At 68.5% G+C, this 26,303-nt stretch carries 24 protein-coding genes, 1 tRNA gene, 1 pseudogene and 1 riboswitch; of the genes and pseudogenes, 12 read left to right on the top strand and 14 right to left on the bottom strand.

The annotated features are described in order from the left end of the window. Nucleotides 1-152 precede the first annotated feature (152 nt). On the bottom strand, nucleotides 153-1,007 hold the full coding sequence (locus tag ACTWQD_RS12990; RefSeq protein ID WP_443196542.1) for an inositol monophosphatase family protein: 855 nt from the start codon (nucleotides 1,005-1,007) through the stop codon (nucleotides 153-155). Between the two features lie 154 nt (nucleotides 1,008-1,161). On the opposite strand from ACTWQD_RS12990, the gene ACTWQD_RS12995 reads away from it, so the two are divergent. Further along, nucleotides 1,162-1,818 (top strand): hypothetical protein, encoded by a 657-nt coding sequence (locus tag ACTWQD_RS12995; protein WP_443196543.1) that lies wholly within the window; start codon nucleotides 1,162-1,164, stop codon nucleotides 1,816-1,818. Between the two features lie 223 nt (nucleotides 1,819-2,041). Here ACTWQD_RS12995 and ACTWQD_RS13000 read toward each other — a convergent pair whose 3' ends face one another. Then, nucleotides 2,042-3,067, bottom strand: a complete 1,026-nt coding sequence (locus tag ACTWQD_RS13000; protein WP_443196544.1) for a hypothetical protein — start codon at nucleotides 3,065-3,067, stop codon at nucleotides 2,042-2,044. Between the two features lie 211 nt (nucleotides 3,068-3,278). Here ACTWQD_RS13000 and ACTWQD_RS13005 point away from each other — a divergent pair, with 211 nt between their 5' ends. After that, nucleotides 3,279-3,431, top strand: a complete 153-nt coding sequence (locus tag ACTWQD_RS13005) for a hypothetical protein (RefSeq protein ID WP_443196545.1) — start codon at nucleotides 3,279-3,281, stop codon at nucleotides 3,429-3,431. Between the two features lie 116 nt (nucleotides 3,432-3,547). Here the strand turns inward: ACTWQD_RS13005 and ACTWQD_RS13010 are convergent, their stop codons facing one another. Further along, nucleotides 3,548-5,086, bottom strand: coding sequence for a putative bifunctional diguanylate cyclase/phosphodiesterase (locus ACTWQD_RS13010; protein ID WP_443196546.1), 1,539 nt, complete (start codon nucleotides 5,084-5,086; stop codon nucleotides 3,548-3,550). After that, complete coding sequence (locus ACTWQD_RS13015; protein ID WP_443196547.1) at nucleotides 5,076-5,528, bottom strand: DUF7793 family protein; 453 nt, start codon at nucleotides 5,526-5,528, stop codon at nucleotides 5,076-5,078. The genes ACTWQD_RS13010 and ACTWQD_RS13015 overlap by 11 nt, the downstream gene beginning before the upstream one ends. Before the next feature lie 390 nt (nucleotides 5,529-5,918). Here ACTWQD_RS13015 and ACTWQD_RS13020 point away from each other — a divergent pair, with 390 nt between their 5' ends. The 3 genes from ACTWQD_RS13020 to ACTWQD_RS13030 are packed head-to-tail and all read left to right on the top strand — an operon-like array spanning nucleotide 5,919 to nucleotide 8,686. After that, nucleotides 5,919-6,767 (top strand): hypothetical protein, encoded by an 849-nt coding sequence (locus tag ACTWQD_RS13020; protein ID WP_443196548.1) that lies wholly within the window; start codon nucleotides 5,919-5,921, stop codon nucleotides 6,765-6,767. Continuing rightward, nucleotides 6,764-8,263, top strand: a complete 1,500-nt coding sequence (locus ACTWQD_RS13025) for a hypothetical protein (protein ID WP_443196549.1) — start codon at nucleotides 6,764-6,766, stop codon at nucleotides 8,261-8,263. The genes ACTWQD_RS13020 and ACTWQD_RS13025 overlap by 4 nt, the downstream gene beginning before the upstream one ends. A 9-nt stretch (nucleotides 8,264-8,272) precedes the next feature. Further along, the gene (locus ACTWQD_RS13030) at nucleotides 8,273-8,686 is read left to right on the top strand and encodes a hypothetical protein (RefSeq protein ID WP_443196550.1); all 414 of its coding nucleotides are present in this window, start codon (nucleotides 8,273-8,275) and stop codon (nucleotides 8,684-8,686) included. 122 nt (nucleotides 8,687-8,808) lie between these two features. On the opposite strand, the gene ACTWQD_RS13035 is transcribed toward ACTWQD_RS13030, so the two are convergent. Beyond that, nucleotides 8,809-9,579 carry a hypothetical protein gene (locus ACTWQD_RS13035; protein ID WP_443196551.1) on the bottom strand — a complete coding sequence of 257 codons (771 nt, stop codon included), beginning with the start codon at nucleotides 9,577-9,579 and terminating at the stop codon, nucleotides 8,809-8,811. Between the two features lie 86 nt (nucleotides 9,580-9,665). On the opposite strand from ACTWQD_RS13035, the gene ACTWQD_RS13040 reads away from it, so the two are divergent. The 3 genes and pseudogenes from ACTWQD_RS13040 (at nucleotide 9,666) to ACTWQD_RS13050 (ending at nucleotide 10,654) form a co-directional block, all read left to right on the top strand. Then, nucleotides 9,666-9,738 (top strand) — tRNA-Arg (locus ACTWQD_RS13040). Nucleotide 9,739: 1 nt separating this feature from the next. Further along, nucleotides 9,740-10,246, top strand: coding sequence for a DUF6314 family protein (locus tag ACTWQD_RS13045; RefSeq protein ID WP_443196552.1), 507 nt, complete (start codon nucleotides 9,740-9,742; stop codon nucleotides 10,244-10,246). A gap of 5 nt (nucleotides 10,247-10,251) precedes the next feature. Next, a pseudogene (locus tag ACTWQD_RS13050) lies at nucleotides 10,252-10,654 on the top strand (NUDIX hydrolase). 10 nt (nucleotides 10,655-10,664) lie between these two features. On the opposite strand, the gene ACTWQD_RS13055 reads toward ACTWQD_RS13050, so the two are convergent. Together ACTWQD_RS13055 and ACTWQD_RS13060 are read right to left on the bottom strand one after the other, a co-directional pair. Next, nucleotides 10,665-12,578 (bottom strand): ABC transporter ATP-binding protein, encoded by a 1,914-nt coding sequence (locus tag ACTWQD_RS13055; protein WP_443196553.1) that lies wholly within the window; start codon nucleotides 12,576-12,578, stop codon nucleotides 10,665-10,667. After that, a complete protein-coding gene (locus ACTWQD_RS13060) occupies nucleotides 12,575-14,245 on the bottom strand; it encodes an ABC-F family ATP-binding cassette domain-containing protein (protein ID WP_443196554.1) in 1,671 nt (556 codons plus the stop codon). Before ACTWQD_RS13060 ends, ACTWQD_RS13055 begins: the two co-directional genes overlap by 4 nt. A 227-nt stretch (nucleotides 14,246-14,472) precedes the next feature. Here ACTWQD_RS13060 and ACTWQD_RS13065 point away from each other — a divergent pair, with 227 nt between their 5' ends. Genes ACTWQD_RS13065 through ACTWQD_RS13080 form a run of 4 tightly spaced genes read left to right on the top strand, consistent with a single transcriptional unit; the run spans nucleotide 14,473 to nucleotide 17,433 of the window. Then, nucleotides 14,473-15,216: a hypothetical protein gene (locus ACTWQD_RS13065; RefSeq protein ID WP_443196555.1), complete on the top strand. Its 744-nt coding sequence runs from the start codon at nucleotides 14,473-14,475 to the stop codon at nucleotides 15,214-15,216. Continuing rightward, complete coding sequence (locus tag ACTWQD_RS13070; protein ID WP_443196556.1) at nucleotides 15,213-15,932, top strand: hypothetical protein; 720 nt, start codon at nucleotides 15,213-15,215, stop codon at nucleotides 15,930-15,932. Before ACTWQD_RS13065 ends, ACTWQD_RS13070 begins: the two co-directional genes overlap by 4 nt. Then, nucleotides 15,929-16,705, top strand: a complete 777-nt coding sequence (locus tag ACTWQD_RS13075; protein WP_443196557.1) for a hypothetical protein — start codon at nucleotides 15,929-15,931, stop codon at nucleotides 16,703-16,705. The genes ACTWQD_RS13070 and ACTWQD_RS13075 overlap by 4 nt, the downstream gene beginning before the upstream one ends. Before the next feature lie 2 nt (nucleotides 16,706-16,707). Next, nucleotides 16,708-17,433, top strand: coding sequence for a hypothetical protein (locus tag ACTWQD_RS13080; RefSeq protein WP_443196558.1), 726 nt, complete (start codon nucleotides 16,708-16,710; stop codon nucleotides 17,431-17,433). 171 nt (nucleotides 17,434-17,604) lie between these two features. On the opposite strand, the gene ACTWQD_RS13085 is transcribed toward ACTWQD_RS13080, so the two are convergent. The 7 genes from ACTWQD_RS13085 to ACTWQD_RS13115 all read right to left on the bottom strand — a co-directional run bounded on the left by ACTWQD_RS13085 (nucleotide 17,605) and on the right by ACTWQD_RS13115 (nucleotide 25,755). Then, nucleotides 17,605-20,637 (bottom strand): alpha-mannosidase, encoded by a 3,033-nt coding sequence (locus ACTWQD_RS13085; protein WP_443196559.1) that lies wholly within the window; start codon nucleotides 20,635-20,637, stop codon nucleotides 17,605-17,607. A 103-nt stretch (nucleotides 20,638-20,740) separates the two neighbouring features. Beyond that, nucleotides 20,741-21,613 (bottom strand): formate dehydrogenase accessory sulfurtransferase FdhD, encoded by an 873-nt coding sequence (gene fdhD / locus ACTWQD_RS13090; RefSeq protein WP_443196560.1) that lies wholly within the window; start codon nucleotides 21,611-21,613, stop codon nucleotides 20,741-20,743. 74 nt (nucleotides 21,614-21,687) lie between these two features. Beyond that, nucleotides 21,688-23,202 carry a molybdopterin molybdotransferase MoeA gene (locus tag ACTWQD_RS13095; protein ID WP_443196561.1) on the bottom strand — a complete coding sequence of 505 codons (1,515 nt, stop codon included), beginning with the start codon at nucleotides 23,200-23,202 and terminating at the stop codon, nucleotides 21,688-21,690. Next, the gene (locus ACTWQD_RS13100; protein ID WP_443196562.1) at nucleotides 23,199-23,486 is read right to left on the bottom strand and encodes a DUF6457 domain-containing protein; all 288 of its coding nucleotides are present in this window, start codon (nucleotides 23,484-23,486) and stop codon (nucleotides 23,199-23,201) included. The genes ACTWQD_RS13095 and ACTWQD_RS13100 overlap by 4 nt, the downstream gene beginning before the upstream one ends. Then, nucleotides 23,470-24,174 carry a molybdenum cofactor guanylyltransferase gene (gene mobA / locus ACTWQD_RS13105; RefSeq protein WP_443196563.1) on the bottom strand — a complete coding sequence of 235 codons (705 nt, stop codon included), beginning with the start codon at nucleotides 24,172-24,174 and terminating at the stop codon, nucleotides 23,470-23,472. The genes ACTWQD_RS13100 and mobA overlap by 17 nt, the downstream gene beginning before the upstream one ends. A 79-nt stretch (nucleotides 24,175-24,253) precedes the next feature. Continuing rightward, nucleotides 24,254-24,754 (bottom strand): HNH endonuclease, encoded by a 501-nt coding sequence (locus ACTWQD_RS13110; RefSeq protein WP_066436177.1) that lies wholly within the window; start codon nucleotides 24,752-24,754, stop codon nucleotides 24,254-24,256. Between the two features lie 218 nt (nucleotides 24,755-24,972). Continuing rightward, nucleotides 24,973-25,755 carry an NlpC/P60 family protein gene (locus ACTWQD_RS13115; protein ID WP_443196564.1) on the bottom strand — a complete coding sequence of 261 codons (783 nt, stop codon included), beginning with the start codon at nucleotides 25,753-25,755 and terminating at the stop codon, nucleotides 24,973-24,975. 310 nt (nucleotides 25,756-26,065) lie between these two features. Continuing rightward, nucleotides 26,066-26,235: riboswitch (cyclic di-AMP (ydaO/yuaA leader) on the bottom strand. Nucleotides 26,236-26,303: the final 68 nt, after the last annotated feature.

The raw sequence follows: 26,303 nt of genomic DNA on the forward strand, positions 1-26,303 counted from the left end.
CCCAACCACTGGACATACTGCCCATATGCCCACTCTCCGCCGCCACGAATGAGCATGTCCCCCGGCCCGTCATAGCGAAGAATGTACATGTCCGTTCGTGCCGGTCAGGAATGAGCATGTCCCGCAGGGCGGAGCCAGTCGGACTTCCGGACCTACCCCACGGAGCCGGACTCAAGGGCCGCACGGAGCTGCCGGACCGCCGTCGTGCCCCCAGCGAGGAACCAGTCCAGCCCGTTGACGCGGACGACGTCGGCCGCGCCGCCGGCGGCCTGGACGATCGCCTTCCCCGGGAGCCAGTCCCACTCCGGGCAGCTGTGCTGGAACCAGCAGCCGAGTTCGCCGTCGGCCACGCGGGCCAGGTCGCAGGAGCCGGAGCCGAACATGCGCAACGCGGCGGCGGAGGTCGCGGCGGCGTGCCACGGCATCGCACACATGGGGTCGGCGAGCCAGGTGGGGTGGATGTAGGTGGCGGCCCCGAGTTCGGACAGCGGGGTGCCGGAGCGGCCGGCGGGGCCCTCCTCCGAGCGGAAGGTGGTCAGCTGTTCGCCGTTGACCGTCGCACGCCGGGCAGTTCCGCCGAGCCAGAGCTTGTCCTCCTCGGGCTGGAAGATCCCGCCGAGCTGCACACCGGAGGCGTCCTTGAGCGCGATGGCGGAGCACCAGTACGTGGAGCCGTGCAGGAAGTTGTAGGTCCCGTCCACCGGGTCGATGACCCAGGTGCGGCCGCTGGTGCCGGCCACGGAGGCGCCCTCCTCGCCGAGGATGCCGTCGTCGGGCCGGCACCGCCGGAGCTGTTCCAGCACGTAGGCCTCCGCCGCGTGGTCCGCGGCGGTGACGACGTCGGACACCGAGGTTTTTTGTTTGCCCTCCAGCCCGGCCTGCCGCATGAGGAGCGCCAGGGTCCCGGCCTCACGCACCAGTGCCTCGGCCAGCTGGTAGTCGTCCAGGGCGGGGTTGAGTTCAGCAGTGCTGTGCCGGCCAAGCCGGTGCTTTCCTAGTTCGGTCACGCGCTCCAGCCTAGTGCCGCCTGTCGGCACTGAACAGGCGGCACTGAACAGGCGGCAGAGAACAGGCAGCACCGAACATGCGGCCGACGGGGCGCCGCCTCCCCGCGCGGGTCCCTGTACCCGGCTGGCCGTGTGCCCGGGCAATAATGGAGCCATGGCCAAAACACCCGCCCAGCGGATCAAGAAGCACGGCGCCAAGGCAGTCGTTCCCCAGCATCAGTTGCCGTCGGTGATCAACCCGAGCACCAGCCGGACGCCGCAGAAGGCGCAGAGCAACAGCAACCTGATCCTCATCGCGGGCGTCGTGGCGAGCCTGTTCCTGTTTTGGTACCTGCATCTGCTCACCCTGAACCAGCTCACCCAGCTCAGCGGCGGCCTGGCCATGCCGGATTCCCTGGTCGGCGGCTTCGACCAGGGCTACATCGAGCAGGTGCGCGGCGCCATGGACGACGATGCCCGCGGGCAGCTCAACTACATCCACAAGACGGCCGGCACGCTGTTCCCGCTGATCTTCGGCTTCACGTGGCTGCTGCTCATCGGCACGAACGTGGCTCGGAAGGGACTTCGGTGGGCGCTGTGGGCCGTGCCCCTGCTGTTCGCCGCCGTCCGGTTGTGGGGCAACGCTTCGATCGATTCGATGCTGTCCGCCGAAACGCTCGACGCCGGCCAGGTCGCCCTCGCATCGGGACTCACCGTCGCCGGATGGGTGCTCCTGGTGCTGAGCCTGCTGGTCGGCGGCGCCGCGGTGTTCCTAGGCCGCAAAAAGCCCGCCGCCTCACCCAACTCCCCCACTGGACATGCCCAGCCTTAGACGCAGCCACCGGACATAATCCTGTTATGTCCATCCGCCACGGAATGCGGAGGGCATGCTCCCCGGTTCGCATGTCCAGCAGCCCAGTCCCTAGTGGAACATGCCCAGCCTTAGGTGCGGCCACCGGACATAAAGCCCCTATGTCCATCCGCCACGGAATGCGGAGGGCATGTCCAGCCTGGTCGCGCAGGAGGCAGGTCGCAGGAAGGGGACGCTCTCGGGCTCACGCCTCGGCTGAGATGTACTCCCGGGCCTGATCCGCTCGCTGCTGCGCGCCGGAAGACTCAAAATACTCCACCGCCAGAAGCAGACTGGCCCTTGCCGCATCGAGGTTGCCGATCGCCGATTGGGCCCTGCCCAGCAACAGGCAGGCCTCGCCGATAATTTGTGGGGACGGTTTGTCCGGGTCCGCGCAAATCTGATCCAACAGCTCGATAGCCGCTCCAGCGTCCCCGGCTAGCAGGTTCCAGTGGGCGCGGTTAAGTTTCATGAGCAGGTAGTCGTTGGAGCTTCCGCCGATGACGTCTGTGGCGAGCTCGGCCCGTTCGATGCAGCGCAGGGTGTCGGTGTCGGCGACCTCTGCCGCGAGCCGCATGGCGGCGGATGCCTTGTTGAACTTTGCCCACACGTCAAGGTTCCTTGCCGGGGAAAACGTCGTCGCCGCCAGTTCGTGATACTTCAGCCCCTCCTGCACCTTGTTGCAGAGGAATGCGACGTTCCCGATGACCCAGTAAACCTTGCCGATCAGCTGGTCATCGACTTCGGTGGAAACCACTTCCGCCAGCTCGAGACATTCGGCCCAGGCGTCATCCAGCCTTCCGCTGTCTGCCAAAACTGCGATGAGGGCTTGGCGGGCTTTGACTTGGATCTCGATGTCGTCGTCGTCCGTCACCAGTTGGGCGGCCGCCCGTGCGGCGTCCGCCGCTTCCTCCAGCAAGCCAGCGCCCTGCCGGGCCTTGGCCACCAGAATGTAAGTGAGCGCTTTCGCCTGCGGTTCCACTGCAGAGTGGGGCCCGTCGACAAGTTCGGAGGCGAGGGCTGCGCAGGCTGCAAATTCCTCGGCATCGAGTAAATTTTCGGCCTGAACAAAGGTCATGTTCCACCAGGCCTCCATGTCGCCTTCACTTCGGGCGATTTCTGCCGCCTCGTGGGCGCTCTGGGCTGCCGGCGCGAAGGCATGGTTGGTCCGGTGCTCGTATGCGCGCAATTCTGCGGCAGCGTATAGCGGCGAAACGGAGTGCAAAGGCATGATTCCATTATCCGTCGCCGCGGGAGCAGATAAGGACAGTCCATAAAAGCAGGAGAGACGCAGTTTTCGCGCAGGAATCCATCAGCTTCGCGCGAATAACATATTTATGAAGGTGTCGCGACAATTCTTCCTGCTCCGGCGTGTCTTATGCCCCTATACTGAACTCGCATCACACGAGTCGCATCAGCCTCTTACGTAACAGGAGTACTCCATGAAGAAAATCGTTGCAACGCTCCTCGTCACCGGAGCCATCGCGGCCGCAGGCCTGACCGCGGGAGCTGCTGTTTCCGCAAGCGGCGACAACTCCGGGCAGGGTTCCGTTCAGGCCGTCAACTGGTGGCCGAACTCCACTCCGAAGTACTAGAAGCAACACAAGTACTGAGTGGTACCTGAGAACGGCGGGTTCTGGAAGGCGACTTCCGGCACCCGCCGTTCTTGCGTGGCACCCGCGGACACCGCGGCGCAAAGCCACGCGGGCACCTACACGGACTCCCCCAGGATCCCCCGCTCCAACAGCGTCTCGATCTGCTCGGCCGGAGCGGGCCTGCCGAAGTAATATCCCTGCCCGCTCGCGCAACCCAGCCGGGCCAGTTCCGCTGCCTGCTCCGCCGTCTCGATGCCTTCGGCGACTGCCTGGAGCCCGCAGGCCTCGATGAGGTGCAGGACGGCCGCGACAAAGTTGCTCTGCTGCTCGTCAGAGCCCAGCCCGTCGATGAGGCTTTTGTCGATCTTGACCACGTTGACCGGCAGCTTGCGCAGGTAGCTGATGGAGGAATAACCCGTGCCGAAGTCGTCGATTTCGAGCTGCACACCCAACCGGCGCAGTCCGCTGAGGGAGTAGCGGTCGACGTCCCCGCCGTTCACGGCCATGGATTCCGTCAGTTCCACCACGAGGTTGGCAGCGTTCACCCCGGTTTCGTGAAGGATGTCGCGGACGTGCTCAATCAGGTCGAGGTTCTGCAGTTCAGTGGTTGAAATGTTGACACGGACGTTAAAGCTGCTGTCCACCTTCTGCTCCAGCTGCCAGCGCCGGAGCTGCCGCACCGCGTGCCGCAGCACCCAATGGCCCAGGTCCACGATCATTCCGGTTTCCTCCGCCAGCGGGATGAAGGAATCGGGCATCAGGAGGCCCCGCTCCGGATGGTTCCAGCGCACCAGCGCCTCAACGCCCTCAATCCTGCCGGTGGCCAGCTCCACCACCGGCTGGTAGTGCAGCGTGAGCTGGTCGTGTCGGATGGCCTCGCGCATTTCACTGATCATCACGCTCTGCAGCCGGCGTGCATACAGCAGGGCCGGCTCGAACACCTTGATGCTGCTGTGCGGCTGGGCTTTGGCGGCGTACATCGCCGTGTCGGCTTCCATAACCAGATCGTCAACTGACTGGCCCGGTTCCGCCACCCGCAGTCCGATGCTGGTGCCGCAGGTAATGCGGAGGTCACCGATCTCGAGGCTCTCGCCCAGGGCCTTGAGGATTCTGTTCGCCACCCGGCGGGCCCGGACCAGGTTGGACTTCGGCAGCATGACGGCGAATTCGTCGCCGCCCAGGCGGGCCACGGTATCCGTTTCGCGGACCGCGTCCTGCAGGCGCCGCGAGATGACCCGCAGCACGTCGTCGCCGGCGCTGTGTCCCAGCGTGTCGTTGATGCCCTTGAACGAGTCCAGGTCGAGGACCAGCAGCGCCGGAGGCAACTCCCCGCGCGCCGTCTCGGCCAGCGCGTGGCTGAGGACCGAGTTCAGCGCGGTCCTGTTGGCAAGCTGGGTGAGCGGGTCCGTGAGGGCCATCCGCTCAAGCTCGACCTGGGCCTCCCGGAGCATCGCCGTCCGGCTTTCGACGCGTTCCTCAAGCTCTTGGTAGATGGTCTGCAGGTCGTCGGCCATGAGGTTGATCCCGGCAATGACCGCGGCGACGTCGTCCCTCGCACCGGAGTGCGGGATCCTGGTGGTCAGGTCCCCGCTGGCAATACGGACGATGCCTTCAACGAGGGCATGCAGCCTGGGGTCCGGCGGATCAGTCTTCACTCGTGTAGTGCCCTAACCAATCGACGGCCTCGGCCTCGGAGGTGAAGAACTGCGCGGGGATCGTCTCGGTTTTTGACCGCAGCAGGTAGTGCGCAATCACGCGGTCGACGGGGCTCTCTCCGACGAGGGCAAAGGCGGATGCCGCAATCGAGGAGGCGTAAACCTGCCGCGCCTCAACGCTGACGCCCACCACACCAGTGATGATCAGCAGCACCGGCATCCGGCGTCCGTCCGCGAGCTCGCGGACCGCGGCTCCGGCCGCCCGCGCCACGGGCCCTTCAATTTCCTGGTTGGCCGGAAGTGTGACCTCGATGATGCCGCCGTCCCGCAGGCGGACTCCGATGGGGGCGCCCGACGGCGGCTCTGTCACCGGCGGATATGCCGCTGCCGGGGACTCCTCGGGGACACGTTCTTCTGCTGCGGCCACCGTCCCGATCGTCATCGGGCCTCCGTCCTGCGGAGCGCCCGCGCCGTCGCTGCATGCACGCGCCGCAAGACTAGCTGATCAGACATTCGTCCCCATTGGACTCCTAAGTTGGCCATTCGTCGTGCGCAGGAGTCGCATCGCGCACGCTGCACCGAATCTTCCGGTGAGTGCCCTCATGATAATCCAAGGTCAGCACCATATGAGACATAAGACACCCCGGAGCGCTCCCCTTCCCCGGACCCCGACGCCGGACCTCGCCGGGAGGGACGGATCCGTGCCATGCGCCGCAACGGCCTGCGGCGGCTGGAGGGCAGTTGTCCCCATGGCCCCGCGCCGGGCCGTGGGATAGCGTGCAAGTCATTGCTGGTGGAGCCTCCTGCCAGTTCCCGACCGAAGGTCCCAGCCATGCCAGATTCCGCAGTGATCCCTGCGACCACCACGTTCCGGATGACCAGCCTCGCCTGGGCCCTGGCCGTGCAGCGCGCCACGGAAACACTACGGACGGACTCCACCGCGGACGCGCCGGACGCCCGCCCGGACTCCCACCCGGGCGACGAAGCCTCTTTCCTGGCCGGACTGGACGGACGCACCCGGGCCGGAATCGAGGGCGAGCTGACCGCCGCCGGAATCACGGACGACGCCGGCATCCTCCAGCCCCAGTGGCTGCAGGCGCTGCAACTCAGCGCAGTTGCCCCCATCCAGGCAGACCTCGTGTGCCGGTCCGGTGATTCGTCCACCCATTGCCGGGTGAACCTCTTCGACGGCCGGGGTCTCGGCGTCGAATTCACGCGCCCGGTGGCCACGGCCGCGGACGGAAGCGTGGCTCCCGCCGGCGTCGCCGACGTCGTCACCGTCACCCTGTTCCCGGAGACGGTCCTGTGGCCGGTCATGGCACGGTCCCTGCGCCGGTTCCCCGAACTGCTGGCCGGCGACGGCGGGGGTCCGCCCGGCGGCGCAGACGCCGTCGACCCTGCAGAACCTGCAGAACCTGCAGATGCCGCAGAACCCGTGCGGGCAACGGTCCACCTGGACGTCCGGTCCCGGGCCGCCGGCACCGACCGGCAGTACCGTGCCGGCGGAGTCTGGGCCTTGTCCGACCAGCTGTATTCGGTCCGCACTGCCGGGCCGGCCACAGCACAACGCCCGGTGATGGCGGCAGTGGACGGCGGCGACATCGCCCGCCAGCTGGTCTGGCACGTGCTCGGCGTGCAGGAGTTCCTGGCCAACAGCGCCAGAGAGGCGTCGGCATCATGAGCCTGTATGGCATGGACACGGACCAGGGCGAGCTCCTCGCGAAGGAACTCTCCCGCGCAAGCCGGCGCTTCGCCCAGCTGAGCGGGAACCTGACGCCCGTCATCACCGCAAGCCCATGGCGGGGGCCTGACGGAGAGCAGTTCCGCAGCGACTGGAAGACCCACAGCAGGATGCTGCTGGCCACCTCCGAAGCGCTGCGGACGGCCGCGGACGCCGTGCGGGAGCATGTCCGCCAGCAGCAGGAGGCCAGCTCCGGGCGCGCAGGGAGCGGCCAGGCCGGCGGATCCGGCAGCGCGGCGGCCCCGCTGCCGGACACCGTGGCTCCGGGTGACAGTGCGGTTCCGGGTGCCGGGGGCGCGTCAGGCGGCACGTCCGGCGGCGTGGCCGACGGCCTGTGGGCCGGAACCGGCCAGTTCATTGACACTGTGGGCGATGGCCTGGGCTGGCTGGGCGGCCGGGCCTCCGAGGCGGCGACCAATCTGGCGGACGCGGGCGGGGACGTGGTGGGCGGGCTGGTCGACGCCGGCGGGCTCGGCTGGGAGTTCCTCACCACCGGAGAGCCTCCGTCGGTCACCGAGCTGATCGCCGGCGGGACGGGGCTGCTGGCCGCCGGAATCAATGCCGGCGTCTCCGTGTCCACCGTCGGGCTCCTGCATCCGCACCTTCTCGATGACGGCTCGCCCGTGGCCGGTGACCCGCAAGCGGTGGGCGTCGGGGCGGAACCGGCGCAGAACGGGTACCGCAACACCCCCATGCCCAGCAGCCTCGCGCAGATCATGGGAGGAGTCACGGCAGCCTACGAGGACGGCGGCTATGCCGGGACTCCCGACGCCGCGGTGCGGATCACCGCCGTCGACAAGGGCAACGGACCGGCATACATCGTGACCATCCCGGGCACCTCGGAATGGAACCTCCGGTCGGGGTCCAACCCTCTGGACACCGTGGGCAACCTCGCCTCCGCGTCCGGAACCCTGTCCACAGCGTCGCAGGCCGTCACGATGGCGATGCGTCAGGCCGGAATTCCCGACGGCGCGCCGGTCATGCTGGTGGGTCATTCCCAAGGCGGAATGACCGCCGCAAACCTTGCCGCCGATCCTGGGTTCCGCGGCCAGTTCAACGTCACCAACGTTCTGACCTACGGGTCCCCCATCGATTCGACCCGCATTCCGGGCAGCGTGGACACCCTTGCCCTGCAGCACCCGTACGACGTCGTGCCCCGCCTCGACCTCGGCAACGCCAAACCGGGGGCACCCGGACTGGTGGGCTGGCCCAGCAGCAGCGGCGCCACCGTTGTCACCCTCCCAACCCCACCCGGCGCCGGGCCGGGCGACGTGCTGGGCAACCACGACTACAACGCCTACGCCGCGTCCGTTGCGGCCAACGAGTCCTCGGGCGCCCTCGCGGCCTACCGGAACGCGCCGTCCACCCAGGCTTTCATCACGTCAGACCCCGGCCAGGTCAGGTCGACAACGTCCGGCATCGGCCGGACCGAATAGAGTCGGACTATGCGAAAAATCCTCACTGTCCTGGCCGCCGGACTGCTGGCCATGGTCCTGGCCGGCTGCGGGGCCACCCCGGGAACCCCGGCAACCTCGGACCAGGATTACGCTGCCAAATACAAGGCGGCGGTGGAGCCGCTGGCCCACGTGGCCAGTGTGGAGGCCAGATACAAGTCCTCCGGCGGCATGGGCAGCAGCGGGAACATCTTCATGCACGCCGACACCTCGGACCGGGACACCATGCTCGGCGTCCTCCGGGAGGCCTTTCCGGCGATCGTGGACGCCGCGGCGGGTGACCCCGAGGTGAATCTGGCGATCCAGGTCATCTCCGCGGACGGGGCTTCGGCCGTCTCGCCCGCCGATCTGGGGTATTCCGGGACCGGCAACCTGAGCAGTTACCGGGACTTCCTCGGCAAGTAAGCCACCGCGGCAGGCCGCGGCCCCCACCGCGGCAGGCCGCGGCCCCCACCGCGGCAGCCCCCGGCCCGTCCCGCGGCGGCGGCTGGACCGCCTACCGGTCGCCGGACCGCCCACCGGAACGGTCAGCGCACCGCCGCCCGGCCCCGCTTCACAGCGGCCCGCTGCTCGCCCGTCCGCTGCGCAACCACAAGCCCGACGGCGGCCGTGCCGATGGTGATGGGGTAGCCCATGAACCGTTCAAGGGTTCCTGGCTCGGCTACCTCCATGCCCGTGACGCCGCCGGTGACAAGGGCGCCGAGGGAAACCAGCCCGCACACCAGGATGGGCCAGCCCAGCGGTGTCTGCCGGAGCCAGACCCAGCCCAGCAGCACCAGCGCCACTGCCCCCGCGGCAAAGAACATGATGGCTCCCACCACGTGCCACGGTGAGCCAACGTCCTCAGGGACCAGTCCCACCAGGACGGTCCCGGCCCCGGCGGCTGCGGTGAGAACACGCGCGGAGACCGCGGCGGCCCGCGTGATCCCGCGGGCCGAAACCAGCGCCGGCTGCACACTTGGCCGCGCCACCGTGCACAACAGCGCCGTGCCGAGCAGCACCGCGCCCACCATCATGCCGATGCCCTGGACCACAAACGAGGCGTTCATCAGCACGTGGGCCGGCGAGCAGACGTCCCGGCCGTCGAAGACCCCGCAGGTCACAGCGCCCAGGTCGCTGATGTACCCGGTCCGGCGGCTGTACGGTTCCTGCCCCGCCCACGCGCCGATCACGGCGGCCTCCGCCACGAAATACTGCAGCACGCTGAGCAACGCCAGCGCGCCCGCGAGGAACCTCGTGGACGGCAGGGCAGGAATGTAAATGATGTCCCTGGAGGGCACGTTGGCAGCGGCGGTCATGCCAAGAGCGTAGTACGCGCCCTCACCTTGTATGCTTATACCCGTGTCCGAACGGGCCGGCCCGCGGCCGGCCGGCACGGACGCCCGCCCTCGTAGCTCAGTGGATAGAGCACGGCTCTCCTAAAGCCGGTGTCGTTGGTTCGATTCCAATCGAGGGCACTTGAACCCCCAACTCCCGGGCCCGGCCCAAGAAGAGGAACGCTTCGACCTCCGCGCCTATCTGTTGGGCAGCTGGACCGTGGCACGGACCCTGCTGGACAGGTCCACCGGCACCCGCGGGACCTTCACCGGCGTCGTCCGCTTCACGGCAACAGAGCACGACGGCGGCCTCCGCTTCCGCGAAGACGGCACCGTTTCCTGGGCCTCCGTCCCGGGCGGACCGGCGGGCACCCCGTTCACCGGACCCGCCAGCAGGGAGTACCTGCTCCGGCCCACCGGCGCCCCGGACACGATGGACATGAACTTTGCCGACGGCAGGCCGTTCCACCGCATGGGCTTCGGACCGCAGAACAGCTCCGACCAGCACTGGTGCGACCCGGATACCTACCGCGTGAGCTACACCCGGACGGGCCCGGACGAATTCCGCTACGAGTGGGACGTCACCGGGCCGGCCAAGGACCAGCTCCTCACCTCAGTCCTGCGCCGGATGCCGGAGCCTGCGGCATGACCGGCCTGAACCCGCTGATCGTTGTCTCCGCCGTATGCGTCTTCGACCCGGAGGGGCGCCTCCTCACCGTCCGGAAACGGGGCACGGACAAGTTCATGCACCCCGGCGGCAAGCCCGAAGCGGGCGAGACGGCCGCCCAGACGGCGGCACGGGAACTGGCCGAGGAAGTCGGGATCGTGCTCGCGGCCGACCGGCTGATCCTCCTGGGCGTCTGGTACGCGGACGCCGCCAACGAGGCCGCCACGCAGATCCGGGCCACGGTCTTCACCGCCCCCGGAGTCTGGGAGGCCCGGCCGTCCGCGGAGATCGCCGAGATCCGCTGGCTGGACCTCGCCGCCGAGCTGGCTGGACCTCGCCCCGCTCCTCACCGACCACGTCCTCCCGGCCCTCGCGGTCCGGCCGGGCTAGCCCGGGACCACTACAGCCCGGGAACTGCCTCCTCCGCCACGGCGCTGGCCTCGGCGAACTGGGTCCGGTACAGCTCCGCGTAGCGGCCGTCGGCGGCCAGCAGCGCGCTGTGCGTGCCGCGTTCGACGATCCTGCCGTCCTCCACCACCAGGATGGCGTCGGCGGCGCGGATGGTGGAGAGCCGGTGGGCAATCACCACGGCGGTGCGGCCCTCGAGCGCGGCTCCGAGGGCCTCCTGCACCGCGGCCTCATTCGTGGAGTCCAGGGCGGCGGTGGCCTCGTCGAGGATGACGACGCGCGGCTGGGCGATGAGCAGGCGCGCAATGGTGAGGCGCTGGCGTTCCCCGCCCGAGAGCCGGTAGCCGCGCTCCCCCACCACTGTGTCCAGGCCGTCCGGCAGGGACCGGATCATGTCTTCCAGCCGGGCCTGGCGCAGCACGTCCCACATGAGCTCGTCGCTGGCGTCCGGGCGGGCCAGGCGCAGGTTGGCGGCGATGCTCTCGTGGAACAGGTGCCCGTCCTGGGTCACCATGCCGAGGGTGTGCCGCATGGAATCAAAGGTCAGGTCCCGGACGTCCACGCCGGTGCCCGGAACGGTTCCGCCGAAGCGCACGGCGCCGGAATCGACGTCGTACAGGCGCGAGAGCAGCTGCGCGATGGTGGACTTGCCGGCGCCCGAGGAGCCCACGAGGGCGACGGTCTGGCCCGGTTCCACCCGGAAGCTGATGCCGTGCAGCACCTCTTCGCCGCCGCGGGTATCGAGTGTGGACACGTCCTCAAGCGACGCGAGCGAGACCTTGTCCGCGGACGGGTAGGAGAAGCGCACGTCGTCGAACTCCACCGACAGCGGCCCGGGCGGCGAGGACACCGCATCGGGTTTCTGCTGGATGAGCGGCTTGAGGTCCAGGATCTCGAAGACCCGCTCGAAGCTGACCAGGGCGCTCATGATCTCCACCCGGGCGTTGGACAGCGCGGTGAGCGGCGCGTACAGGCGGGTGAGCAGCAGTGCCAGCACCACGACGTCGCCTGCGGCCAGCTGCCCCTGCAGCGCCAGGAACCCGCCCAGGCCGTAGACCAGGGCGAGGGCCAGCGCCGAGACGAGCGTCAGGGCGGTCACGAACGTGAACTGCAGCATCGCCGTGCGGACCCCGATGTCCCGGACGCGGCCGGCCCGCGCCGCGAACTCCTTGGACTCCTCATCCGGGCGGCCGAAGAGCTTCACCAAGGTCGCGCCGGGGGCCGAGAACCGCTCCGTCATCTGGGTGCCCATGGAGGCGTTATGCTCCGCGGCCTCGCGGCGCAGGTCAGCCAGCTTGGAACCCATCCGGCGGGCGGGAATCAGGAAAATGGGCAGCAGGATCATGGCGAGCACGGTCACCAGCCAGGACTTGCCCAGCATGACCACCAGCGTCAGGGCGAGGGCCACCACGTTGCTCACCACCCCGGACAAGGTTCCGGCGAAGGCCGACTGGGCGCCGATCACGTCGTTGTTGAGCCGGCTCACCAGCGCGCCGGTGCGGGTGCGGGTGAAAAATGCGATGGGCATCTTCTGCACGTGGTCGAAGACCCGGGTGCGCAGGTCCACAATCACGCCTTCGCCGATGGTGGAGGACAGCCAGCGCGTGACCAGGCCCAGCCCGGCCTCCGCGACCGCCACGATGGCGATCAGCACGGCCAGCCAGACCACGACGTCGGTGGCCGCGCCGGCGATGATCGCATCCACCACCTGGCCGGCGAGCACCGGCGTCGCGACGGCCAGCACGGCCATCACGATCGACAGGAGGACGAAGGCGATCAGTTTGCCCTTGTGCGGACGGGCGAAGCCGAACACGCGCTTGAGCGTCGCCTTCGAGAACGGCTGGGAGCCGGACGAGGCGCGGGTGATGTTGTACAGGGAGCTCCAGGCCACCCGGTCCATGCTCATGAGTTCTTGCCTTTCGGGGCGGTAGTGCCCAACAGCTCGGTGACGACGCCGTTGTCCACGTTCCAGCGCGCGTCCAGGCGCACGTTTTCCAGCAGCCGGCGGTCGTGGGTGACCAGCAGCAGCGCGCCGTCGTAACTGTCGAGGGCTTCTTCCAGCTGTTCGATCGCCGGCAGGTCCAGATGGTTGGTGGGCTCGTCGAGCACCAGCAGGTTTACGCCGCGGGCCTGCAGCAGCGCCAGCGCGGCCCGGGTCCGCTCCCCCGGCGAGAGGGACTCCACCGGCCGTGAGGTGTGGTCCGCCTTCAGCCCGAACTTGGCCAGCAGGGTCCGGACCTCCGCCGGGGGCAGCTCCGTCAGGACGGCTTCGACGGCGTCTGCCAGCTTCAGCCCGCCGGCCAGCAGCCCGCGGGCCTGGTCGATCTCGCCGACCGCCACGGAGGCGCCCATGGAGGCGTTGCCGGAGTCCGGGCGCTGGACGCCCAGCAGCAGGCGGAGGAGGGTGGACTTCCCGGCGCCGTTGGGGCCGGTGATGCCGATCCGCTCCCCTGCGTTGAGCTGCAGGTTCAGCGGCCCCAGGGTGAAATCGCCCTGGTGGACGACGGCGTCACGGAGCGTCGCGACCACGGCGCTGGAACGCGGCGCCGCACCGATGCTGAACTGCAGCTGCCATTCCTTGCGGGGCTCTTCAACCTCTTCGAGCCGGGCGATCCGGGATTCCATCTGGCGCACCTTCTGGCCCTGCTTTTCGGCGGACTCGGTGCTGGCGGCGCGCCGGATCTTGTCGTTGTCCGGGTTTTTCTTCATGGCGTTCCGGACGCCCTGGGAGCTCCATTCGCGCTGGGTGCGGGCCCGGGAGACCAGGTCGGCCTTGGTGTTGGCGAATTCCTCGTACCGTTCACGGGCGTGCCGGCGGGCCACGGCGCGTTCCTCCAGGTAGGACTCGTAGCCGCCGTCGTAGACGGCCACGGCGTTCTGGGCGAGGTCCAGTTCCACCACGGTGGTGACGCAGCGGGCCAGGAATTCCCGGTCGTGCGAGACCAGCACGACGCCGCCCCGCAGCCCCTGCACAAAGGCCTCCAAACGGGCCAGTCCATTGAGGTCCAGGTCGTTGGTGGGTTCGTCCAGGAGCACAATGTCGAAGCGGCTGAGCAGCAGCGCCGCGAGCGCCACGCGGGCGGCCTGGCCGCCGGAAAGCCCGGTCATGTCCGCGTCCGGCCCGACGTCCAGGCCTAGGTCCGCCAGGACGGCGGGGATGCGCTCCTCCAGGTCGGCGGCGCCGGAGGCCATCCACCGGTCGAACGCGAGGGAGTAGGCGTCGTCGGCACCGGGGGCACCGCTGCCGAGGGCCTCCGCTGTGGACTCCATCTCCAGGGTGGCCTGCGCGCAGCCGGTGCGCCGTGCGATGTACCCCGCCACGGTTTCGCCGGCGATCCGCTCGTGCTCCTGGGGCAGCCAGCCCACAAAAGCGTCTGCCGGGGCAAGGCTGACCGTGCCTTCCTGCGGCTGGTCCACGCCGGCAAGGAGCCGGAGCAGGGTGGACTTGCCGGCACCGTTGGCTCCAACGACGCCGACGACGTCGCCGGGGGCGACGGTCAGGGAAAGTTTGGCGAAAAGGGTCCGGTGGTCGTGGCCTCCGGAAAGGTCCTTGGCAACAAGGGTTGCAGTCATTTATCCATCCTCTCACCGCGGCCCAAACCGGCTGCCGGCGGGCCGTCCGGGCCGCCGAAAGCACCCGGGCATGAAAGAACCCGCTGGTCCGGACTTGGGGGGTGTACGGACCAGCGGGTTCGAGCATCTAGCATAGTTGAAGCAGCACGTCCCGTAAAATCGATGCAGTTCTTGCTCCACCGGACTGTCCCGGCCACACCTCCATTCGATCCCGCAGGAAGCAATAGATGCCCTTACCCGCCAAGGCGTTCCAACTCTGGCTCCATGGCGTTGCCCCTTCAGCGAGCACGGCCGACATCTGCAGGATCTCCGGGATCAAACGCACCACGCTGGCCCAGCAGCTGGTCCGCGGGAAGGTCGCGGAGAACACCCTGGTCAGCATCAGCCGCGCCCTGAAGCGAAGCCCCCTGGAAGACCTGGCGTGGTTTGACAGCTATACGGAGCTCTCGGGTGCGAAGGCTCCCACGCCGGCTGAACTGGTCAGCCAGATTGCCACCATGGACCTGCTCCGCGCGGTCATTTCCCGCTCGTCCCCAGCCTACGGCGGCTACGGCGACGCCGGCAGTGCCCTGACCCCGGAGCTGAGCCCCGCCCCGCACGCCACGTCGGTCCGCAACTGGGTGGATGCGATCGACGACGGCGAGCTGCGGCACCGGGTTTCCGCCGCCACCGGCGTCGCACCGCAGAACTATTCGGCGCAGCTGACCGCGAACCGGCTGTCCCCGGAACTGGCCGTCGCCACTGCCCGGGCCGCTGGCGTAGGATTCACCGGCGGACTCGTTGCCACCGGACTGTTGACGGAGCGGGAAGCGGGCTGGGCGCCGGACGCACGGCAAGTCGCCCTGGACGCGCTGTCCGACGGCGACCTCACGGCGCTGGCCGGCGAGCGCCTGCAGTCCCTCGGGAAGACGCTGCGCCGCCAGGAGCACGAACACGAACAGACAAAGAAGATTTGGGAGAACCTCGGATGATCCCGGTCTTGCAGTGGACCACGCTGGCGGTCTGCGGACTCGTCGCGATCGCCCGGATTCCCAGCGCGCTCCGCGGCGAGAACCGGTCAGTCTTTGGGATCTTCGTGCTGTCCACGCTGGCTGTTTTGCTGAGCATCGATGTCAGCTACAAAGTCATCGACGCGTGGCTGGGGTCCCAGAATTACGCGAACCTGCTGCTCCGCTTTCTCATCTACGGAACCGTCCTGCTGGCCGGATACCGGATTGCCAAAGCCTTCGATGCGGCCACGAGCATCCGGCTCATCACCGGCCCCGCCGGCAGGGCGGCGTTGGCAGTCACAGGCGTCGCAACCGTAGTCCTGTTCCTGTTGGCCGACACTGCCGGGTCGGCGACGGGGCTGTCCGGCCTGCCGCTGCGGAGTCCGGAAAACGCGTCGCTGATCTGCTGGTACGCGGCGGCGGGTCGCCTGTACCCGGCTTTCGTCGCGGTCTGCATCCTTCCCGCCACCTTCCTGGCGATCCGGCGGCGGCTGCCCTGGGCCATCCGCGCCGGAGCGGTCCTGCTGACAGTGGCCTTCGCCGCCCTGGCTGCAGGTTCCCTCTTCCCGCTGATACCGCCCGAGGCCAACTATCTCAGGGCTGTCATCAATTACACGGCGGTGCTGTCCCTGGCGCTGGGGCTCGCTTTTGTCTGGATCTCCAGCCTGATGGCGAAGCGCGCACGGTCATCGCCGTGATCGCGATCCTGCAGTGGACCACTCTTACCGTCTGCGCTGTCCTGGCGGCCTTCCGCCTACCGGGCGCCTTCCGGGGTGAAAACCGCTCACTGTTCTTCATCTACGTGCTGCTGGTGGCGGGCCTCCTGCTGAGTATCAATGGCCCCTATGTGGCTATTGACGGAGTCCTGGGCGGGGTGAACCTGGCCAATCTGGTGTTGCGCTTCGTCGTCTTCGGCACCGTTTTCGCCTTGGGGCTCAGAATCGCGCGGGGTTTTGGCGCCCGCGATGCCCTCCGCCTAATGACCGGCCGTGTCGGCATTGCTGTCGCGGTGGCCTCGTCCGCGGCACTGGTGGCGGTGTTCCTGATGATGGATACCGCCGGGTCGTCTGCGGGCCTGGTCAGCGTTTACGCCAAGGACCCCCGCAGCGCCGCCCTCGTGGAGCTGTACGGAGCCGCCGGCCGCGTTTATCCGGCATTCGTCGCCCTCGCCCTCCTGCCCGCGCTGGTGCGGACGGTCCGTGGCGGGTTGCCGGCGCTCCTGCGGACCAGCGCGGCCCTGCTGGCCCTCGGGTCAGTGGCCCTCACCCTCAGCCTCTCTTCCCCGCTGATCGGCCCGCCGTTTGGGTACTTGCGCTTTGTCTTCAACTACACCGCCGTGCTGTGCCTCCTGACCGGGCTGGCCCTGATCTGGCTGTCAAAAACGGTGACGGGCGCGAAGCTGAAGAGGAAGACTTACTCCAACGGATTCTCACGACTGGCTGAGCCGCAGAACGATTCGAGAGGCCCCTGACGATGACCGCCCTTGAGTGGACGACGCTGCTGGTGTGTGGCACCGCGCTTGTCCTCCGGGTGCCGGACGCCGTGAGGGGCCGGAACAGGACGGTGTTCGGGATCCTCCTGCTGGCCACGGTGTGCAGCGTGCTCGCCGTCACCGCGGTCTACACGGTGATCGACGGCGCCCTGGGCGGACGCCACGTGACCAGCCTGATCCTGCGGTTTCTCGTGTTTGCGACCGTCCTGCTGGTCGGCCTCCGCCTCGCCAGGGGCCTCGGCGACGCCAGGGCCTATGCGCTGATTGCCGGCGCCCCCGGCCGCTGGGCCCTGGCGCTGTGCAGCGTGGCCGTGCTGGCGGCGTTCCTCCTGATGGACACAACCGGTGCGCCCGCCGGGCTGCAGGTGCCGTCCACCGACAGCAACGCCACGGTGGCGCCGTATTTCACCGCGGCCGGCCGCACGTACCCCGCTTACATCTCGCTTGTGCTGGTGCCGCCGCTGCTGTCAGCCGTCAGGGGCCGGCAGCCGCGGCTGGTCCGGGGAGGGGCCCTGCTGGTCCTCCTGGGCGCCCTGTTCGCCATCCTGACCTTTCCGGTGTCCCTGGTGCCGGCCGGCGGGCTGCATTTCGTCAACTATGCGGCGGTGCTTGGCTACGTTGGCGGCCTCGTCCTGTTCTGGTTCTCCGGCCTGATCGCAGCCCCTTCAGGTAACGCTAAGGCAACATTACGGCGGAACCGGGGCTAGGCATTCACAAAATCATTAGACCGTGAGAGAATCATGAATGTGTGAAAGCGGCAATCGCTTCGTGAACGGGGACAGTCCGTGCGGAGCCGAGGCAGCCGCCCAAGCGCCATTGGGGGGATGAGTGGTAGCGGTCCGGATGGACCGCTCCCACTCAGCCTGTTTAAGGGCGAATCAGCCGCGTCTCAGGACAAACCGCAGCGTCACCAGCTGGAACGGCCGCAGGGCCAGTTCCGCCGAGTCCCCGTGCAGCGTCACACCGGGCGCAGCCGCCGGCCGCTCCAGCAGGTCGACGGTACGGACGCCGCTGGCGCCGAACCCGGCGGTGACCCGCCCCGTTGAGCGCTCGCCCAGCGACTCGTACAGCCGGACGATCACGTCACCCGAGCCGTCCTCGGCCAGCTTCACGGCCTCAATGACCAGGGCCGGGTTGGAGACCGTGAAGAGCGGTTCTGCCGCGTGGGCGCCCTTCACCAGCCGCGGTGCCAGGTTGGTGCGGTAGCCCTCCTCGACGGCGTCGGCGATGCTGGCGCCCGGCCGGATGGTGACGGTCAGTTCGTGCCGGCCGCGGTCGGCGCCGGGGTCCGGGAACTTGGGCGCGCGCAGCAGGGAGAGACGCACGGTGGTGGTGGTCCCGCCGTCGTCCTCCCTGATGGTCCGGGTGACGTCATGGCCGTAGGTTGATGAGTTGGAGACCGCCACCCCGTAGCCGGGCTCGGCGACGTGGATCCACCGGTGGGCGCAGATCTCGAACTTCGCTGCCTCCCACGACGTGTTCAGGTGCGTCGGGCGGAAGACGTGGCCGAACTGGGTCTCCGACGCTGAACGGTCCGCCCGGACGTCGAGGGCAAACCCGAGTTTGAGCAGCTTTTCGCTCTCCTGCCAGTCCACAGCGGTGGCAATCGTCAACGAGTGCGCCCCCGGCGCGAGGGAGATGCGCTGCGTTACGGCCGACGTGCCGGCCAGCCGTTCCACCACCACGACGGCGTCCCCTCCGTTGCGTTCGAGCGCTACCGACCGCGCGCTGGTGAGCGGGGTGACGTTGCGGCGGTAGAACGCGTCGATGTCCCAGGCGTCCCACTCGTTGGGGGTGTCCCGGTGCAGTTCCAGCAGGTTTCCGAACTGCCCGGGCGCGATTGCATCGCGGCCGCTCGCGGTATCCACCAGGGAATCCAGCAGTCCGTCGGCATTGATGACGGCCCGGATGACCCCATTGTCCAGGACGTAGCCCCCGGAGGCTTCCTGGGCCGCCACCGGGGGCCCCGCAGGGGCCGGCCGGTCCGCGGCGTACGCGGCGACACCGCTGCGTTCGTGCGGGGCGGCGTTGAGCAGGAAGCTGGTGCCCCCTTCTCCCAGGAGGGATCCGGCGGCACCGGCGATGATGGCCTCCACCTGCGTGGCGACGGCGGCATAGTTCCGTTCGGCATCCTGGTGCACCCAGGCGATGGAGCTGCCCGGGAGGATGTCATGGAACTGCTGCAGGAGCACCAGCCGCCAGAGCCGCTTGAGCTCGGCGGCCGGATAGGTGTACCCGGTCCTGACGGCGGCGGTAGCGCACCAGAGTTCGGCCTCGCGCAGGAGGTGTTCGCTGCGCCGGTTGCCCAGTTTTGTCTTGGCCTGGCTGGTGTAGGTGCCGCGGTGCAATTCGAGGTACAGCTCGCCGACCCAGACCGGAAGGGCGGGGTATTCGGCCTGCGCCCGGGTGAAGAAGTCGGCGGACGAGCCGAGCTCCACCCTGGGCGAGCCTTCGAGGTCCGCCGTGCGGCGCGCGGCTGCGAGCATTTCGCGGGTAGGTCCGCCTCCGCCGTCGCCGTAGCCGAACGGGACAAGCGAAGTGGTGCCGCGCCCATGGTCGCGGTAGTTCCGTTCGGCATGGGCAAGGTCCCGGCCGCTGAGCTCGGAGTTGTAGCTGTCCACCGGCGGGAAATGCGTGAAGATCCGGGTGCCGTCGATGCCTTCCCAGTTGAACGTGTGGTGCGGCATCCGGTTGACCTGGTTCCAGGAGATCTTCTGGGTCAGGAACCACTTGCTGCCGGCAGCCTTGACGATCTGCGGCAGGGCCGCCGAGTAGCCGAACGTGTCCGGAAGCCAGGCTTCCTGGCATTCCACCCCGAACTCGTCAAGGAAAAAGCTCTTCCCCTCGAGGAACTGCCGGGCCATGGCCTCGCCGCCGGGCATGTTGGTGTCCGACTCGACCCACATGCCGCCGACAGGGACGAACTGGCCGGTCTTGACCTTTTCCCGGATCCGCCCGAACAGCTCGGGGTACAGCTCCTTGATCCAGGCCAGCTGCTGGGCCGAGGAGCAGGAGAACACAAACTCGGGGTCCTCGTCCATCAGCGCCACCACGTTGGAGAATGTGCGGGCGCATTTGCGGATGGTTTCGCGGACGGGCCAGAGCCAGGCGGAGTCGATATGCGCATGTCCCGTGGCCAGCAGGTGGTGGGCCGAGGCATAGGCCGGCCGGGACAGGACCCCGGCGAGCGCCTCCCGCCCGGCGGCGGCGGTCCCCGGCACGTCGTCGGGATCCATGACGTCCAGCATGTGTTCGAGTGCGCGGAGGATTTCGTGCCGGCGGGGCAGGTTCATGGGCAGTTCGTGCATGAGGCCGTTGAGGGTCCAGATGTCCTGCTGCAGTTCCCAGACGGTGTGGTTGAGCTCGGCGATCATCATTTGGCCGAGCCGGTATTTTGGTTCGTTGCCTGAGGTCGCCTTGTCCCCGTAGGGCGTGGCCGCGAACGTCCACCCCTGGGAAAGGTCGGGGTTGGCGGCGGCCTCCACGTAGAAATCGACGGCCATCCCGCTGCCCAGGAGCTTCAGCGGAATGTACTGGTTCCGCGGGGAGATGGCTTTGATGATTGTTCCGTCCGGACGCCAGGCAATTCCCTCGCACTGGAAGCCCGGAAGATCGGTACTGAATCCCAGGTCCACGATGATCTCCACGGAGGTGTCCGCAGCAGTGCCCCAGGCGTCGGGAACCTGCCCCTGCAGCCGCAGCCACATGGTGCTCCACGGCCGCCCCCACAACGCCCCGTGCTCCTGCGGCGTGAACTGCTGCCGCAGGGCCTCCAGGGCCGGCACCGGCTCGTCCGGGACCTCCCAGCTGCTCAGGTCCAGCGGGACCCTGCGCGGATAGACCGCAGGGGCAATGCGTTCGCGGACGAAACGGTCGAGCCGGACTTCCGTGAGACGGCGGTCGTCATGCATGTGTTCCTCTTAGCGCTGGCGTGGATGGCGCTGGAATGTGTCCAGTCGATGGATAAAACTTACTTCGCCACCCTCCCCAATCCAAGGGGCAGGGATCCGGGCGCTACCCGCCAGCGTGCGCGGGCAGGGCCACGCGGCTGGCGCCCGCGTACACGTTCAGCGAGGCGCCGCGGCTGAATCCGGCCAGCGTCATGCCGCTGGCCTCGGCCAGCTCGACGGCCAGGCTCGACGGCGCGCTGACCGCGGCCAGGACGGGAATGCCGGCCAGGGCAGCCTTCTGCACGAGCTCGAACGACGCCCGCCCGGACACCTGGAGCACGGTCCCACGCAGGGGCAGCATGCCCTCCCGGAGGGCCCAGCCCACCACCTTGTCCACGGCGTTGTGGCGTCCCACGTCCTCACGCAGGCAGAGCAGTTCGGCGGTGCCGCCGTCGGAAATCCGGAACAGTCCGGCGGCGTGCACTCCCCCGGTGACGTCAAACACGGCCTGGGCCTCCCGCAGCTGGTCCGGGAGTGCGGCGAGGGTGGCGATGGGAACCGTCAGCGGGTCGGCCGCGGGACTGAAATGCGAGGACTTGTGCACTGCCTCAATGGAGTCCGTGCCGCAGATGCCGCAGGAGCTGGAGGTGTAGACATTCCGTCCGGTGTCAGGCCGGACGACGTCGGGCCGCAACTGTGCCTCCACCACGTTGAAGGTCTGGACGCCGTCTTCGTCTTCCCCGGCACAGAACCGCAGCGAGACAAGCTGCTCGGGGCTCCAGATGACGCCCTCGGACACGAGGAACCCCGCCACAAGGTCAAAGTCGTGTCCCGGCGTCCGCATGGTCACCGAGAACGACATGCTGCCAATCCGAATTTCCAGCGGTTCCTCGACGGCGAGCACGTCCTCCCGGTGGCGGACTGGAAACTCGAGCGCCTGGGGCGACCCGTCCAAAACATACTTGTGCACCTTGCGGCGCTGTGTGACACGGCCCATCAGGTACTCCTCACCAACATCTTTCCATCATGACAAGCGCCGGGCCGGGTGGCCAGCGCGTTCGGGGCCGGGCACTACCCCAGCAGGGCGCTCCAGTCCACGGGTCCGCCGGTGCCGGCGGATTTCCGGGCTGCACGCTTGGGGGCCGGCTTGTCCTTCGGTGCCGCCAGGTCCGGAAGCGGCCGGCCCCACGGCAGCGCAAAGGCCGGGACCGGCTCGCCCAGCTGCACGCCGTGCGGCGGGACCACCAGCACCCCGTCGGCGGAGGCCAGCCCGCGCATCATCCCCGGGCCCGCGTGCTGCGCCGGGGAGGCCATGCCGTAGACCAGCCGGAACGGCATCAGCCGGGTCCTGCCGGGATCGGGCTCGATCATGGCGCCGCACGGAACCTCGGTGACGGGCGGCAGGCTCCCGTGTCCCAGCGCGGCCAGGAGCGGGGCGCCGATGGTCGAGAGGGCCATCATGGCCGCCAGCGGATTGCCCGGCAGTCCGATAATGAACCGGCCGTCGGGCAGTTCGGCCAGGACTGCGGGGTGGCCGGGCCGCATGGCGATGCCATCGATGAGCAGCCGGCCGCCCAGCTCGGCAACCGAACGCCGCAGGTGGTCGGTCCCGGAGCGGCCCGTGCCGCCGGTGGTGATGACGACGTCGGCCGGCAGCGGCTCGGCGGCCGCGCCGGGAAGCGGACCCGGGGCGTCCTGCGCCGGGTCGGTGTCTTCGAGCGCGGTGAGCCACTCGTCGTAGCTGTCGCCAATTTTTGTTTCGCCCGCACTGATGCCGCCGAGCATTTCCACCACGTCGGCGAGCTGGGGGCCGAAGGTATCGCGTACCTGTCCGGGCTGCGGGACACCCGCCGTCACCACCTCGGAGCCGGTGTACACCAGCCGGACCAGCGGCTTGCCGAGGACCGGGAGGGTGTCGTAGCCGGCGAGGGCGGCGAGGGCCAGGTGCGCGGGGTTGAGCACGGTCCCGCCGGTGATCAGCACGTCGCCGGCGGCAGCTTCCTCCGCGGCTTTCCGGATGTGTTCGCCGTTGCGCGGCTCGCCGGGTTTGGCGGCGCCGGCGAGCCGCAGCACCGGGAGCCCGTCCTCGTCGGGGGCGATCGTGCCGCTCTCACTGCGCAGCACGGCTTTCGCTCCGGGCGGGATCAGCCCGCCCGTGGCGATGGGGCTGGCCTGGTGGGGTGCCAGCCGCTGGCCGGGTTCCGCGAGGATCCACGGGCCGCTGCCGTTCACGGCCCAGCCGTCCATGGCGGACGATGCGTAGTGCGGCATGTCCGCGAGTGCTTCGACGTCGGCGCTGAGCTTCCGGCCCAGGGCGCCGCGCAGGGCGACGGGTGCGGCCGGGATGGGTGCCGCGCAGTCGAAGGCGAGCTGCCTGGCTTCCTGCCAGGTGTGGGCGAGGTGCCGGTGCGCCGTGGGTTCCTGGTCCGGAGCGCCCGGGCCTGCGCCCGCTGGCTCAACGGCAGCGGGGTGCGGGGCCGGGCCCTGGAATTTGTCCGCAAGGGCAGGGTTTGCCTCCGCCGGGCCTTCGGCGGCAGGCTCGTGCCCCGCGGCAGCTGCACTGCCGTGAGGGGGAACAGGTGTCATGCGTCGGGGACTTCGCTGGCCGCGTAGTCCTTCGCCAGTTTGCGGGCCACGTCCATCGCGGCCTGCATGGAGGCAGTATCCGTGGCCTTGCCCGAGCCGGTGGCAAGGCCCGCTGCGAAGCCGGCGATGAAAGTGGTCAGGGGCGCGGCGGGGCGCACGATTGAATGCGCTGCCACTCCCGCCAGGGCCAGGACCCCGTTGACATCAACCTCGATGCCTTCCAGCTCCAGGGCCTGCAGCAGGGCGCGGCACCAGTCTTCCAGCGTTTCATCCTGGCTTTTCACTGTTTGCCTCCAAGGTCGATTTCAGCTCGGACGCACCGGACGCTGAGCCCTGTCCGTGGATGTCTCCACTGTGGACGCCGGGCGGTCCGGTAACCCCGAGTGCGGCGGCATCGTCCCAGGTGTCCACATCATCCGTGGACCCGCCGGGGACACCGACTTCCCGCACGTCCAGCCTAGCAAGAAGGGCGAATACCGAGGCGTCGACGAGAGCACCGCGCCGGTCGGCGTCCAAAACCTGCTGTTGTAGCACGGCCGTGCCATATAGGCCCAGCAGCGGCTGCCGGCGGCCGTCGGCCGACACTGCCATCAGCCCGTCGCCCGGCGGACCCTCGGCGGCGGTTTCCAGCAGCGCCCGGACGGCGGTTTCCGCGCGGGGCATGTCGCAGGCGAGAACCAACGTGTACGGGGCAGGGGCGCGGTGCCGGTCCTGGGCACGGCGGGCCAAAGCGGAAAGGCCAGCGGCAATCGCTGCGGCCGGGCCGGTGAAGGGCGGGTCCTCCCGGCAGGCCAGCACACCCTCGGGCAGCGTTCCCGGGTCGGGGCCCACGACGGCGACGGCCGAAGCCCCGCCGGCTGCCTGCAGGGCCCGCTCCAGGAGGGTGGCGCCGTCGTGCATCAGCGCGGGCTTGGGCACGCCCCCCAGCCGGGAGGAGCGGCCTCCGGAGAGGATGACGGCATCAAATTCCACCGGCCCAGCCTAACCCGTGCTGGCTTGAACAGCCGGGCGGATCGATCTGCCGGGCAGCAGGTTCCGGCGGAGGGGCGTTTCAGGCGGCAGATTCGGGCAGCAGGAACGGGTCCCACGCCGGCGTCGGTTTCTCCAGTTCCTTGATCTGCCAAGTGGTGCCTTTGGGTGGCGCGGGACTGAAACCAAGCTTCCATCCCATTTCACCGGGCGTGTGGTCACCTTTGGCGTTGTTGCACCGCAGGCAGGCGGCAACAAGGTTTTCCCAGGAATCCGCCCCTCCCCTGGACTTGGGCTGGACGTGGTCGATGGTGTGGGCCGCTTTGCCGCAATACGCGCAGCGGTGCCCGTCCCGGCGGAGCACACCACGGCGGCTGACCGTAGTGACGGTATTGTACCGGGGCCTGATGTAGCGGTTGAGGAGGATCACCGAGGGCCGGCCCAGGACGTCCTGCGGTCCGACGACGGGGTCGTCGCCTTCCGCCACGACACTGGCCTTTCCGGTCAGCACGAGCACCAGCGCCCGGCGGAAGGTCACTACCGCCAGCGGCTCATATCCAGCATTCAGAACGAGAGTGCGCATCCGCATACCTCTTCACGGCCGCACCCGCCAGGGGCACGAGGGCCGGCTGCCCTCTGCATGGTCGGGCTATGGATCGACAAAACAAGAGTAAACATGGAGATGCGGTTTCGCCGAATATTTTTTTCCGGCTGCGGTCACTGTCTGCTGAAGTTCATGCCCCGGCAACGCAAAGGACCCCTGCCAAAAGGCAGGGGTCCTTGGGTGTTGCTGGGGGTTCTTTAGCCGCCGACGCGGATGAAGACCGGGCCGGAGCCGACGTTCACGCTCTGCAGGGAGGTGGTTCCGCCGTTCCAGCCGCCGTGCACGGCCATGCCGTTGCCAACGTAGACAGCGATGTGGGCCAGGCCGGAGCCGCCGTTCTGGTAGTAGGCGAGGTCGCCTGCGCGTGCCTCGCTGGCGCTGACGGTGCGGCCCAGGGACAGGTAACCTGCCGGCCAGCCGTGGTAGTTGATGCCGGCCGCGGCCAGGGCGTTGGTGGCGAGTCGGGTGCAGTCCTGGCCAACGCCGATCTGTGCGTAGGCAGCGGCGGCGATCGTAGCGCCCATGCCGCTGGCGACGGCGGCCGGAGCCTTGGTGCCCGCTGCGGCGGCGGTGGCGGTGGCGGCGACCTTGGTGCTGGCGGTCTTGGCGGTGTTAGTCGTGTTGGCCGCGGGAGCCTCCTGGACCTTCACTACCGGCTTCGGGGCCTCGACGACGGGAGCCGCGGTGGTGGTGACAGCCGGCTTCTCGTAGGAGATGGCAATGGTGGAAGCAGCCGAGATGGTCGCGGGGGCGGCCGACTGGACCTCGAGCGTGGACGCCGAGGTGGATTCGCGCTGGACGTTGGCCTCAGCAGCGTTGGCTGCGACACCGCTGGTCAGGACGAGGCCTGAGGCTGCAGCGATAACGGCGGCCTGGCGGCCCATGCCACCGGCGTTGTCGCCGACAGCCTTGGCAATGACAGCAAGCGAGTTGGTCTTGGTGACCTCGGCGCGGTGCCGTGCGTTTGCACGAGTAGTCATTAAGTTCTCTCTTTCGTGATCCTGGGTCCGCGCTTTTCAGGCGCGGGCTGAGGACGCTCCGGCATCTTGGGGGTACGCCGGATCGCCCCTGAAATGGGTTACTTAGCGAAGGGTGTACTGCGAAGACGCGCCAAAAGCGGGAACTGCGTGCAGGTGCATGGCCTGCGGGCCGGACTCAACAGAGATAGAGGCGGCGGTGTGAGATCCGGTCCGGGCGCCGGCAAGGGCGTTCCGGGTTTCGGACATCAGCGGGCTCGAAAGAGCCGCGCAAGCGCGGTGGCGCGCAGCATTGTGGCGTGAAGACACGAAAGTAGCCTCTCCCAATGCCTGCGAGGTGAGCTGTCGGATTCGGATGGGAGTCACCCGGCCGCGCTGCTTCCTGGGAAGCTTTGCGACTTAACCCCTAGGTCTTCTTGCGAAGACCAAAATTGGTTCCCCCGCCCCTGCCAGACGATGTAATGCGAACGGACCTTGAGCGGTGGCAGAGCTAGGCAATCCACTCAAGAGCGCCAACTTCGGAAAAGTTGGCGTGGGTCAAACGTACAACA

Source organism: Pseudarthrobacter sp. 1C304 (genome assembly GCF_052245515.1).
Lineage (GTDB): Bacteria > Actinomycetota > Actinomycetes > Actinomycetales > Micrococcaceae > Arthrobacter.

What these genes read in the sequence shown, in the direction of transcription:
- ACTWQD_RS12995 (WP_443196543.1), top strand. Translation starts at nt 1,162, where the DNA reads ATGGCCAAAACACCCGCCCAGCGGATCAAGAAGCACGGCGCCAAGGCA.
- ACTWQD_RS13000 (WP_443196544.1), bottom strand. Translation starts at nt 3,067, where the DNA reads ATGCCTTTGCACTCCGTTTCGCCGCTATACGCTGCCGCAGAATTGCGC.
- ACTWQD_RS13005 (WP_443196545.1), top strand. Translation starts at nt 3,279, where the DNA reads ATGAAGAAAATCGTTGCAACGCTCCTCGTCACCGGAGCCATCGCGGCC.
- ACTWQD_RS13015 (WP_443196547.1), bottom strand. Translation starts at nt 5,528, where the DNA reads ATGACGATCGGGACGGTGGCCGCAGCAGAAGAACGTGTCCCCGAGGAG.
- ACTWQD_RS13020 (WP_443196548.1), top strand. Translation starts at nt 5,919, where the DNA reads ATGCCAGATTCCGCAGTGATCCCTGCGACCACCACGTTCCGGATGACC.
- ACTWQD_RS13025 (WP_443196549.1), top strand. Translation starts at nt 6,764, where the DNA reads ATGAGCCTGTATGGCATGGACACGGACCAGGGCGAGCTCCTCGCGAAG.
- ACTWQD_RS13030 (WP_443196550.1), top strand. Translation starts at nt 8,273, where the DNA reads ATGCGAAAAATCCTCACTGTCCTGGCCGCCGGACTGCTGGCCATGGTC.
- ACTWQD_RS13035 (WP_443196551.1), bottom strand. Translation starts at nt 9,579, where the DNA reads ATGACCGCCGCTGCCAACGTGCCCTCCAGGGACATCATTTACATTCCT.
- ACTWQD_RS13055 (WP_443196553.1), bottom strand. Translation starts at nt 12,578, where the DNA reads ATGAGCATGGACCGGGTGGCCTGGAGCTCCCTGTACAACATCACCCGC.
- ACTWQD_RS13060 (WP_443196554.1), bottom strand. Translation starts at nt 14,245, where the DNA reads ATGACTGCAACCCTTGTTGCCAAGGACCTTTCCGGAGGCCACGACCAC.
- ACTWQD_RS13065 (WP_443196555.1), top strand. Translation starts at nt 14,473, where the DNA reads ATGCCCTTACCCGCCAAGGCGTTCCAACTCTGGCTCCATGGCGTTGCC.
- ACTWQD_RS13070 (WP_443196556.1), top strand. Translation starts at nt 15,213, where the DNA reads ATGATCCCGGTCTTGCAGTGGACCACGCTGGCGGTCTGCGGACTCGTC.
- ACTWQD_RS13080 (WP_443196558.1), top strand. Translation starts at nt 16,708, where the DNA reads ATGACCGCCCTTGAGTGGACGACGCTGCTGGTGTGTGGCACCGCGCTT.
- ACTWQD_RS13085 (WP_443196559.1), bottom strand. Translation starts at nt 20,637, where the DNA reads ATGCATGACGACCGCCGTCTCACGGAAGTCCGGCTCGACCGTTTCGTC.
- fdhD (WP_443196560.1), bottom strand. Translation starts at nt 21,613, where the DNA reads ATGGGCCGTGTCACACAGCGCCGCAAGGTGCACAAGTATGTTTTGGAC.
- ACTWQD_RS13095 (WP_443196561.1), bottom strand. Translation starts at nt 23,202, where the DNA reads ATGACACCTGTTCCCCCTCACGGCAGTGCAGCTGCCGCGGGGCACGAG.
- ACTWQD_RS13110 (WP_066436177.1), bottom strand. Translation starts at nt 24,754, where the DNA reads ATGCGCACTCTCGTTCTGAATGCTGGATATGAGCCGCTGGCGGTAGTG.
- ACTWQD_RS13115 (WP_443196564.1), bottom strand. Translation starts at nt 25,755, where the DNA reads ATGACTACTCGTGCAAACGCACGGCACCGCGCCGAGGTCACCAAGACC.